Here is a 3,348-nt window from a genome sequence, read left to right on the forward strand (position 1 = left end):
GAGAGTCCCTTCTCCAGCGCCTTGTCCATGTCGCCGAAGAAGGTGTCCACGAGGCCATTCTGTACGCGCAGGCTCGCCAGTCCGTCATCGAGGAAGCCCTGCACCCGGCCTCGCACGCGCTCGCGCTCCTCGGCGAGGAGCTGCTCGGGAGAAGGTCCGTCACCCGGCCGCAGCGTGCGCCCCGTGGAGCCACTCGGGCCTGGGGCTCCGAGCTCGGGCGGTACGGGCAGGCCCCCAGCACCCGGGAACAGGCGCACGGCGCGCGGCGTGTCCGGTACGGCATCCGCTGGAGGGGGCTCGGGCGTCGTGGGGTCCGGAGGGGACACGGCGGCGGGAGGTGGAGCGGCGGCCGGGCGCGGAGGACGGGAGGCCGTGCGGGGGGGGCTTGGCGGCGTGGCTTCCGGAGCCGGGGGCTTGGGACGGGGCGGCTCCACGGGCGGAGGGGGCGGGCGGACCACCACCTCTATCTGGAGCGGCACGCTCCTCTCGGGAGGAGGCGCGCTTGGGGGTGGTGCCAGGAACAGCACGAGCCCCAGGCCCAGGTGGAGGGCCAGCGAGAAGAGCAGTGCCTGGGTCAGGCGCGAGCGCCGCATGAAGGACCCAACGCTGGCAGAGATGCGCCCCTCACACAAACCAGGGGCTGGAAGGTGCCCCGCCCCTCAGCGCGCCGCGAGCAGGAGGAAGATCGCGTTGAGTCCCAGCCCCACCGAGGCATGCAGGGGGCTGCCTCGCGAGGAGCCGACGGCGAACTCCAGGTGACCGATGGGCCCGAGGCACAGCTTGAGCCCGAGGTCTCCGCCGTAGTTGAGCGCGTAGCCGGGTGGCATGCCCGGCAGCCCGCCGATCATCACCCGCGCATACGGCACGAGCCAGGTGGACGCGAAGTGCTGGTAGCCGATGAAGCCGTTGAGCTCCGACGTCCCCGAGCCGAAGCTGAAGGCGGCGTGGAAACCGATGTCCAGCCGGCGTGACAGGAAGAGCATCGGCTGCACGTTCAACGTCACCGCGGTGCCCACCCCTCCCCGGGAGTCCACCCGGAAATGGGAGACGTACTCCACGGCCGGCTTGTCGATGGCCGGCGCCTCGAAGCGCAGCTCCTCGGCGATCTCCAGGTCGTTCGGGCTCCCCCGGGCCTGGTAGAGGTCCGCCAGCGCCTCGTGGGCTTCCGGGAACTCCTCCAGGTACGCCTTGCGCAGGGGGTGCTCAGCCGCGTCCAGCTCGCCGCGCTTCATGAGGAGCTGGCCCTGGGTGATGCAGCTCGTGGAGATACCGCCCTCACAGGCCTGCCCGTAGGCGGTCTCGGCCTGGGGCAGCTCTCCCCGGGCCTTCAACGCGTCCCCCCAGTCGACGCACGCTCCCGCGCTGCCCGCCGCGCAGTCCTTCTGGGGGTGGTAGGCCGCCGAGGTGGCACACGCCGCCGTGACGAGCGGCAGCAGCACGACCAGCCACCGAACACCCAGGACATCCACCATGTTGGCCTCTCCGAGCTCGAGTCTAGAACGCCAGGGGCAGGCTCACCAACCCACGGGACTGCGCGCTCGAACGCCACGCGAGCGTCTCGGGCGCCACGGCCAGCCGCATCCCGGGCGCCCGCTCCAGCAGCAGCTCGAAGGTGATGACGGCCTCCAGCCGTGCCAGCGGAGCCCCCAGGCAGAAGTGGATGCCCTGGCCGAACGCCACATGCCGGTTGGGGGTGCGTCCCAGGTCGAAACGATCCGGCTCGGGGAACTGCTCCGGATCCCGATCCGCCGCCAGGAAGTCCACCCGGATCGCCTCATGGGCCTGGATGCGCTGGCCGCGCAGCTCCAGGTCCTCCTTGGCGAAGCGCAGCATGCTCAGCTCCGCCGGGCCGCAGTAGCGCAGCATCTCCTCCACCGCCGAGGGCAGCAGCGAGCGATCCTCCCGCAGCCGCCGCAGCTCGTCCGGGTGGCGCAGCAGCTCCAACAGGCCATTGCCCAGCAGGTTCGCCGTCGTCTCGTAGCCGGCCACGAGCAGCAGGAAGACCAGGCTCGTCAGCTCCTGGGGGCTCAGCCGATCCCCCTGCTCCTCCGCGGCCATCAGCGCGCTCGTCAGGTCCTCCCGGGGCTGCTGGCGGCGCTGCACGAAGAACGCGTCCAGGTACTTGAAGAAGTGCTCGCTGGCCTCGCGGACCTTCTCCCGAGCGCCCTGCGACGGGGGAGCGAAGAACGCCTGCGTCCACTGCCGGAACCGGTCCCGGTCCTCCGAGGGAATCCCCAGCAGCTCGGCGATGACGATGATGGGCAGGGGGAAGGCGAGTGCCTCCAGGAAGTCCCCCGAGCCCCTGGCCATCAGGCCCTCCAGCAGCTCCGAGCAGATGGCGGTGATGCGCGGGCGCAGCTCCTCGATGCGGCGCGGGGTGAAGGCCTTGGCCACCAGCGAGCGCATCCGCGTGTGGTCCGGCGGATCCACGGTCAGCAGGTGCCGGTTGAGCGCCGAGAGCGTCTGGCCGTAGAAGCGCTGACGGACGTCCTCGGGCAGCAGGGTGGGATCCTGCGTGAGGCGCGGATCCCTCATCAGCGAGACCACGTCCTGGTAGCGCGTGCACAGCCAGAACTGGAGCCCCAGCTGCGGATCCGTGATCCGCGCGACGGGGAACTCCTCCCGCATGCGCCGGTAGAGCGGGAACGGGTTGGCGCGCACGTGGGGGGACCACAGGGTCTCTCCCTCCGCGAACAGGGGACGGGTCGTCATGCCGCCGAGCTTAGTGCCTTGGCGCCTGACGTGGCAGCTCCACGAGGAAGGTGGCGCCCTGCCCCGGCGTGCTCTGGACCGTCACCGTCCCGCCCATCGCGTCGACGATCTGCCGCGTCACGTACAGCCCCAGGCCGAACCCTCCGTAGTGCCGCTCCGACACGGCGCGCTCGAAGCGATGGAAGATCCGCCCCAGCGCCTCGGGCTGGATGCCGATGCCCTCATCCCGGATGAAGAGCCGGACCCGGTCCTCCTGCTGTTCGACGCGAAGGTGGATGGGCTTGCCGGCCCCATACTTGAGGGCGTTCGACAGCAGGTTCACCAGGATCTGCTCCAGCCGGAGCCGATCCCATTGGCCGATGACCGGCCCCTCCAGGTGGAACTCGAACCCGCTCCCGGCGCGCTCCGCTTCGAGCTTGAACCGGGCGAGGATCTCGCGCGTCAGCTCCGCGAGATCCACCTCCTCGAGCTGCAACGTCATGCGTCCGGAGCTGAGCCGCGACACGTCCAGGAGATCGTTCACCAGGTCCGACAGGCGCTTCACCTGCCGGCGCATCACCCCCACCTCCTTGCCCAGGCGCGCGGCCATGGGGGTGCCCGGCTCGGCCTGGATGCTCCGCTCGAGCCCCTGGAGCC

At 70.8% G+C, this 3,348-nt stretch carries 3 protein-coding genes and 1 pseudogene; all 4 read right to left on the reverse strand.

Annotated features, from left to right (window positions below; translation table 11 throughout):
• A pseudogene (locus VF794_RS11590) lies at positions 1 to 593 on the reverse strand (hypothetical protein); the annotation flags it as partial.
• 66 nt (positions 594 to 659) lie between these two features.
• Positions 660 to 1,472, reverse strand: a complete 813-nt coding sequence (locus VF794_RS11595) for a hypothetical protein (protein ID WP_331109696.1) — start codon at positions 1,470 to 1,472, stop codon at positions 660 to 662.
• 22 nt (positions 1,473 to 1,494) lie between these two features.
• On the reverse strand, positions 1,495 to 2,712 hold the full coding sequence (locus VF794_RS11600) for a cytochrome P450 (RefSeq protein WP_331109698.1): 1,218 nt from the start codon (positions 2,710 to 2,712) through the stop codon (positions 1,495 to 1,497).
• A 10-nt stretch (positions 2,713 to 2,722) separates the two neighbouring features.
• Positions 2,723 to 3,348: HAMP domain-containing sensor histidine kinase (locus tag VF794_RS11605; protein ID WP_331109700.1), on the reverse strand; the 626-nt coding region annotated here is incomplete at its 5' end.

Source organism: Archangium sp. (assembly GCF_036389735.1).
Lineage (GTDB): Bacteria > Myxococcota > Myxococcia > Myxococcales > Myxococcaceae > Archangium.

Bases quoted from the DNA above. Each gene is read 5' to 3' on its own strand.
- VF794_RS11595 (WP_331109696.1), bottom strand. From the start codon at position 1,472: ATGGTGGATGTCCTGGGTGTTCGGTGGCTGGTCGTGCTGCTGCCGCTC.
- VF794_RS11600 (WP_331109698.1), bottom strand. From the start codon at position 2,712: ATGACGACCCGTCCCCTGTTCGCGGAGGGAGAGACCCTGTGGTCCCCC.